Origin of the sequence: Flavobacterium azizsancarii, from assembly GCF_027980145.1 — a bacterium.
GTDB classification, from domain to species: Bacteria; Bacteroidota; Bacteroidia; order Flavobacteriales; family Flavobacteriaceae; genus Flavobacterium; species Flavobacterium azizsancarii.
Map to the genome: position 1 here is coordinate 22,692 of NZ_JAMZNK010000059.1, position 6,382 is coordinate 29,073.

Genomic DNA, 6,382 nt, shown 5'->3' on the forward strand with positions numbered 1-6,382 from the left:
TCAGAAAATCTAAAATTAATCCATCGTTTTTATAACATCTACAAAAAAAGCGGGTTAATTTAACAATTGTGACAAACTAAAGCGAAAAATCATTTGTCAGCCCGCAAAATAACAATTACTTTTGCATTCAGTTTAACTTTTACATATAAAATGAAGCCTAACACACAACAATTAAGCGATTTAACTATCCAAGTAAGAAGAGATATTCTTCGAATGGTACATGCTGTCAACTCAGGTCACCCAGGTGGTTCACTAGGTTGTACTGAATTTTTGGTAACTCTTTATCAAAATATTATGGAGCGTAAAGAAGGTTTTGATATGGACGGAATTGGAGAAGATCTTTTCTTCCTTTCAAATGGTCATATTTCTCCTGTATTTTATAGCGTACTAGCACGTAGCGGTTATTTCCCTGTTTCAGAACTTTCAACTTTTAGATTACTAAACTCACGTTTACAAGGACATCCAACAACTCATGAAGGATTGCCTGGAGTTCGTATCGCTTCTGGTTCATTAGGACAAGGTTTATCTGTAGCTCTTGGTGCTGCTCAAGCAAAAAAATTAAATGGCGACAATCATATCATTTATTCTTTGCATGGAGACGGTGAACTACAAGAAGGTCAAAACTGGGAAGCTATCATGTATGCTTCTGCCAAAAAAGTAGACAATATCATTTCGACTATTGACCTTAACGGGAAACAAATCGACGGAACAACTGACGAAGTTTTACCAATGGGAAGTATTCGTGCTAAATTTGAAGCTTTTGACTGGGACGTTCTTGAAATAAAAGAAGGAAATAATATCGATGCTATTCTTGCAGGTTTGAATGATGCTAAATCAAGAACAGGAAAAGGAAAACCAGTTTGTATCTTATTACATACTGAAATGGGTAACGGAGTTGACTTTATGATGCATACACATGCATGGCATGGTAAAGCACCAAGCAACGATCAATTAGCAAGTGCTTTAGCTCAAAACATCTCAACTTTAGCCGATTATTAAAAAATAGCCTTAAGCTTTAAGCAATAAGCTTTATGCCTATTGCCTACAGCCTATTGCTTATAGCAAAAAAACAAAATGAAAAAATACGAAAATACAGGAAGTAAAGATACCCGTTCTGGTTTTGGAGCAGGAATGACTGAATTAGGTCAAAAAAACGAAAATGTTGTAGCACTTTGTGCTGATTTAATCGGATCATTAAAATTTGATGATTTCAAAAAAAATCACCCGGAGCGTTTTTTCCAAATTGGTATTGCAGAAGCTAACATGATTGGTATTGCTGCAGGTTTAACAATTGGGGGAAAAATTCCTTTTACAGGAACTTTCGCAAACTTCTCTACAGGAAGGGTTTACGATCAAATTCGCCAATCTGTTGCTTATTCTGATAAAAACGTAAAAATTTGCGCTTCTCACGCTGGTTTAACACTAGGAGAAGACGGAGCAACACACCAAATCCTTGAAGATATTGGATTAATGAAAATGTTACCTGGAATGACTGTAATTAATACTTGCGATTACAATCAGACTAAAGCAGCAACATTAGCATTAGCTGATCATCATGGTCCGGCTTATTTACGTTTTGGCCGTCCGGTAGTACCTAATTTTACTCCCGCTGACGAACCTTTCGTAATTGGAAAAGCAATTTTATTAAGCGAAGGAACGGATGTTACGATTGTAGCAACAGGACACTTAGTTTGGGAAGCTCTTATTGCAGCTGAAGCTTTAGAAGCAAAAGGAATTTCTGCTGAAGTAATCAACATCCACACTATTAAACCTCTTGACGAAGAAGCAATTCTAAAATCATTGGCTAAAACAAAATGTGTAGTAACTGCTGAAGAACACAATATTCTTGGAGGTCTTGGAGAAAGCATTTCAAGAGTACTAGCTTTAAACAATCCAGCTCCACAAGAGTTTGTTGCTGTAAACGATAGTTTTGGTGAATCCGGAACTCCTGAGCAATTAATGGATAAATACAAATTAAACAATCAGGCGATTATTGAAGCTGTAGAAAGAGTAATCAAAAGAAAATAATTTTTAGATTTCTTACTTATAGAAAAAGCCTCGAAAATTACTTTTCGAGGCTTTTTTTGTACTAATAAATAACTCTACTACACTTTTACCTAAACAAACACGAACGCCTTCTAAACTCAACTCACACAAACACAAAAAAAAACCTCGAAATCACTTTCGAGGTTTATTATTTCTAAACTAAAATTTAATTCTGTTTGATAGGATACGTTTTATCCAAATGTATTCTTAATCTTGGCGTAGCCGTATAATCTTCAGGTAAATATGCTTTTACATTGGTCGAAGATTCAGGTTTACTAGGATCCGCTAGTGCTCCTGTAGGTCTTCTAGGAATTCCTCTTGGCTCCCATTCATTTACATTTGGTGTTGCAGGATTATCTTCCCTAGGATCCCAAGGATAAAACAAACTCACCCCATAATTAGGAGGACCAACCTGATCGCTTGGTTTTGTTATCTCAAATCTTGTTTTAAATCCATCACCGTCATCATCATAATCTAAAAAGTCCGGAATACCATCTCCATCTGTATCATCAATTAAATCAGCCGGAGGATTAGGATACTTAACCTTATCAGTAAAATTATAAAGATAACCATCACCATTAACATCTTCAAGATAATCAGGAATTCCGTCCGGAATATTTAAAGACTGACCACCCACAGACTCAATATCATGATCCATTCTCTGCAAATCAAGCAATTTAAAACTATAAACTATCGGCGTATACGCAGGAATCGTACCATTGCCTGAAGCGTAATAAGCTAAACCAGAAGGCAAAAACATCATACCAGCTCCATAATCCTGATAGGTAATAACTCCCGTACCCGCATTTGTAGTAGAGGTTCCTGTCTTAAATTTAGGCATAATCTCTCCATAACCTTCTCTAGCAATCGTAACCCCTGTAGTAGCTGCAGCATATATAAACAAATCCTGAGTAGCAGGAAATCCATATGTAGTCTCGGCAACAGTGCCATCTAACAAAGAGCACGAATAAGATGTAACCACTCTATCCGTATTAATAGGAGTAATTCCTGTTCCTTGCCTAAAACTTAAATAATATATTGTATAAGTAATATCATTACTATACACAGGTCTTGTTTGCAAAGGGTAAACCTTCTGGTCCCAAATTGAGGTTTGCGTACCTCCTGCAGGAATTTTGGAGATCTTAACATCAAAATCAGCCGTTACCTCCTCAATAAAATTAGTCTTTAAATATTTAATAATAGAATCATTATCTGCTTTATATTGTTCCGCATAATCTCTTAAAGGAACGGTCACCACATCATTGTCATCACTTTTACTACAAGAAACCAAAGAAATGCCGGCAAGCAATAAAATAAAATAATATTTAAATTTATTCATTATTGTTAATTTTTTAGGTGCGCAAGATACAATATTGATTTATTTTTGTAAAGATTTTAACGTTGATTTTAGAAAAATTATGAGAATAGATAAATACCTGTGGTGCGTGCGTTATTATAAAACCAGAAACATGGTTACTGAAGCATGCAAAAAAAACCATATTACTGTAAATGGGCAAGTTGCAAAACCATCAAAAGAGGTTTTTCCAACGGATAAAATTACCTTTAGAAAAGATCAAATCACACAAATTATCACCGTACTCGACATACCTGAAAGTCGTGTTGGCGCAAAACTTGTTGATATATATCGAAAAAACGAAACTCCGGCTGAAGCTTACGCACATTTAGAATTATTAAAACTGTCTAAAGAGCACTATCGCAAAACCGGAACAGGAAGACCAACAAAAAAAGACAGAAGGGATATTGATGAATATGGCAATGATATTATTGATGAAAATGAAGAAAAATAAATTCCTAATTCCCAAAAGACCAAAAATCAAAAACCTCAACACTGGAATTTGATTCCGAAGCTTCGGGATAGATACTGGAATTTCATTCCCTAAATTTGTACTTTAGCAAAAAAAAAATAAATCATGAGCAAAAACATTATCTTAACGAACCAGGAAATAGAACATAAAATAAAACGTATTGCCTATCAGATATACGAAACTTTTGTAGACGAAGAAGAAATTGTAATTGCCGGAATCGCTGCTAACGGATTTATTTTTGCTCAAAAACTTGCTTTGTCCTTAACTACTATTTCAACATTAAAAGTTTCTATTTGCGAAGTTAAAGTCGACAAACAAAATCCGCAATTACCTATACACACTTCATTAAGTAAAGAAGAATATAAAAACAAAGGATTAGTATTGGTTGATGATGTCTTAAATTCAGGTACCACTTTGATCTATGCTGTTCGTCATTTCTTAGACGTTCCGTTAAAGAAATTCAAAACAGCAGTACTTGTAGACAGAAATCATAAAAAATATCCTGTAAAGGCAGATTTTAAAGGAATCTCCTTATCAACATCTTTACTAGAGCATGTTCAGGTTGTTTTTGACGACAATGGCGACGATTATGCCTTTTTAAGCTAAGATTTCTAAAATATCCTGAACCGTTTCTTCGATAGTTTTATTATCAACCGCAACTTTGTGTTGTGCATGGTTGTAATAATAACTTCTATCGAACAAATGCTTCGCAATAAATTCTTTCATTTCTTCTTCATTCATATTAGCGATTAATGGACGCTTGCTTTTGTTATGAACCAGCCTATCGTACAAAGTCTCTATCGAAGCTTTTAAATAAACAGAAGTAACATCATCGCTTTTCAATAATTCATGATTATTGGCATAACAAGGCGTTCCTCCGCCTAAACCTATTATGCTTTTTTCTGAAGACTGAAGTAATTCTACAAATATTTCGTGTTCTAATTTTCTAAAATGAATCTCTCCAAATTGTTCGAAAATTTCATTTATTGATAAATTTGCTTTTTTTTCGATGCATTTATCTAAATCCAGAAAGGGAATATTTGTAATTTTTGATAAGTTCTGGGCAATTGTTGACTTTCCGCAACCCATATATCCTAATAATATAATCTTTTTCATTTTAATAATGACCTATAAATTAAGGCGTTGTAAATTTTGATTAAAAAAAGACAAATTTATAATAAATAAGCTTGCAAATATCAAAAATAACTCCTTATATTTGCACCCGCATTCAAGGAAAGAATTTGACTCGATAGCTCAGTTGGTAGAGCACATCACTTTTAATGATGGGGTCCTGGGTTCGAGCCCCAGTCGGGTCACAAATTTTGTGATTCACAAAATAACTTTTCTTGATAGCAATGACTCGATAGCTCAGTTGGTAGAGCACATCACTTTTAATGATGGGGTCCTGGGTTCGAGCCCCAGTCGGGTCACAAAAGGTCGAGTATTTATTTACTTGACCTTTTTTTATTTCAGGCCACGTGGAGAAACGGTAGACTTGCCATCTTGAGGGGGTGGTGCTCGTAAGGGCGTGTGGGTTCAAATCCCACCGTGGTCACTATAAAAAAATGAAAGCCTGCAAAGTGTATATTTTGCAGGCTTTTTTGTGGTTCGAAAATTATTCTGATAATTTTTGGATGAGTCGCAAAAGTTGGGGATTAACCAAAAGGCTAGATAATATGAATAAGAAGAAATTTACTTTACGCACTCCTCTAAATTGACTTCTAAATGCTTTTACTCATTCAGTAATCGCAATATAGCTAACGATGTTTGTGTTTTTAGTGTTTTTCAGACATCTTTAAATAATCAATAAACCTGTCTATAGGCTTTATACATATGTTAGTTTCTTATCCGTGGATTTTATTAGTTTCATCGCCTTCGTATCTTCTTCAACTTTATGCAGATATTTTCAATGTAGAGTTTATTAAATTTTATAAGTTATCCTATTTGCGCCCCTGTTCTTGGAAAAGCTTTTGAAATCCCGTATTTATTGGAGTGGATTAATACATTTTCTAGAACAAAAAGCTAAGACTATATTCTTTTAATCAATAAAAAATTGACAATTAAAGTATCAAATTCTGTATAATATTTTTATATTCACTAACTATATTTTATATGCATATCTAAGGTAAACTTATTTTATTAGAAATCTTGTAAATGCCCGCTAATATCGATCTTAAAGCAAGGGTTAAAGACCTATAAGCTTTGCAAAATTAGATTTCTTTTGCTTGGACGAATATTGATATTCACAAGTTCAAATTTATAATATCTAAAACCAGTATCACCTGATCTTAAATCTCTAAATACCTTATTAACAGTTTTACCTTTTATTAAGCCTCCAACATTAAATGCAAGTTCAACAACTGATCTTCTTGTCAGAGTTAAAGTATCTTAACTAAACTTGCTCAAAAATACTTTTGAACTGATATAGAATCCTTTCTATCAATCGTAAATCTTCGGTTACAATTTCAGCGCTTCCTTTCATTTCCTGCTGAAAAACGATTTGCTTTTTA

6 protein-coding genes, 3 tRNA genes and 1 pseudogene are annotated in these 6,382 nt (G+C 34.0%); 7 read left to right on the top strand and 3 right to left on the bottom strand.

Going from position 1 to position 6,382, the window contains the following annotated elements:
- The first annotated feature begins 150 nt into the window (after nt 1-150).
- Nucleotides 151-999, top strand: a complete 849-nt coding sequence (locus NJT12_RS22395; RefSeq protein ID WP_271338349.1) for a transketolase — start codon at nt 151-153, stop codon at nt 997-999.
- A gap of 75 nt (nt 1,000-1,074) precedes the next feature.
- The gene (locus tag NJT12_RS22400) at nt 1,075-2,028 is read left to right on the top strand and encodes a transketolase family protein (protein WP_271338350.1); all 954 of its coding nucleotides are present in this window, start codon (nt 1,075-1,077) and stop codon (nt 2,026-2,028) included.
- A gap of 184 nt (nt 2,029-2,212) precedes the next feature.
- On the opposite strand, the gene NJT12_RS22405 is transcribed toward NJT12_RS22400, so the two are convergent.
- Nucleotides 2,213-3,385, bottom strand: a complete 1,173-nt coding sequence (locus NJT12_RS22405; protein ID WP_271338351.1) for a BamM family beta-barrel-assembly machinery protein — start codon at nt 3,383-3,385, stop codon at nt 2,213-2,215.
- A 79-nt stretch (nt 3,386-3,464) separates the two neighbouring features.
- Here NJT12_RS22405 and NJT12_RS22410 point away from each other — a divergent pair, with 79 nt between their 5' ends.
- Nucleotides 3,465-3,854: an RNA-binding S4 domain-containing protein gene (locus tag NJT12_RS22410; protein ID WP_271338352.1), complete on the top strand. Its 390-nt coding sequence runs from the start codon at nt 3,465-3,467 to the stop codon at nt 3,852-3,854.
- Between the two features lie 123 nt (nt 3,855-3,977).
- The gene (locus NJT12_RS22415; RefSeq protein ID WP_271338353.1) at nt 3,978-4,478 is read left to right on the top strand and encodes a phosphoribosyltransferase domain-containing protein; all 501 of its coding nucleotides are present in this window, start codon (nt 3,978-3,980) and stop codon (nt 4,476-4,478) included.
- Here NJT12_RS22415 and NJT12_RS22420 read toward each other — a convergent pair.
- Nucleotides 4,470-4,988 (bottom strand): shikimate kinase, encoded by a 519-nt coding sequence (locus NJT12_RS22420; protein ID WP_271338354.1) that lies wholly within the window; start codon nt 4,986-4,988, stop codon nt 4,470-4,472. The two genes, NJT12_RS22415 and NJT12_RS22420, sit on opposite strands and share 9 nt — an antisense overlap.
- 127 nt (nt 4,989-5,115) lie before the next feature.
- On the opposite strand from NJT12_RS22420, the gene NJT12_RS22425 reads away from it, so the two are divergent.
- The 3 genes from NJT12_RS22425 (at nt 5,116) to NJT12_RS22435 (ending at nt 5,427) form a co-directional block, all read left to right on the top strand.
- Nucleotides 5,116-5,188: transfer RNA gene (locus tag NJT12_RS22425), tRNA-Lys, on the top strand.
- A 41-nt stretch (nt 5,189-5,229) separates the two neighbouring features.
- Nucleotides 5,230-5,302 (top strand) — tRNA-Lys (locus NJT12_RS22430).
- A 42-nt stretch (nt 5,303-5,344) separates the two neighbouring features.
- Nucleotides 5,345-5,427: transfer RNA gene (locus tag NJT12_RS22435), tRNA-Leu, on the top strand.
- A gap of 837 nt (nt 5,428-6,264) precedes the next feature.
- Here NJT12_RS22435 and NJT12_RS22440 read toward each other — a convergent pair.
- A pseudogene (locus tag NJT12_RS22440) lies at nt 6,265-6,382 on the bottom strand (HlyD family secretion protein); the annotation flags it as partial.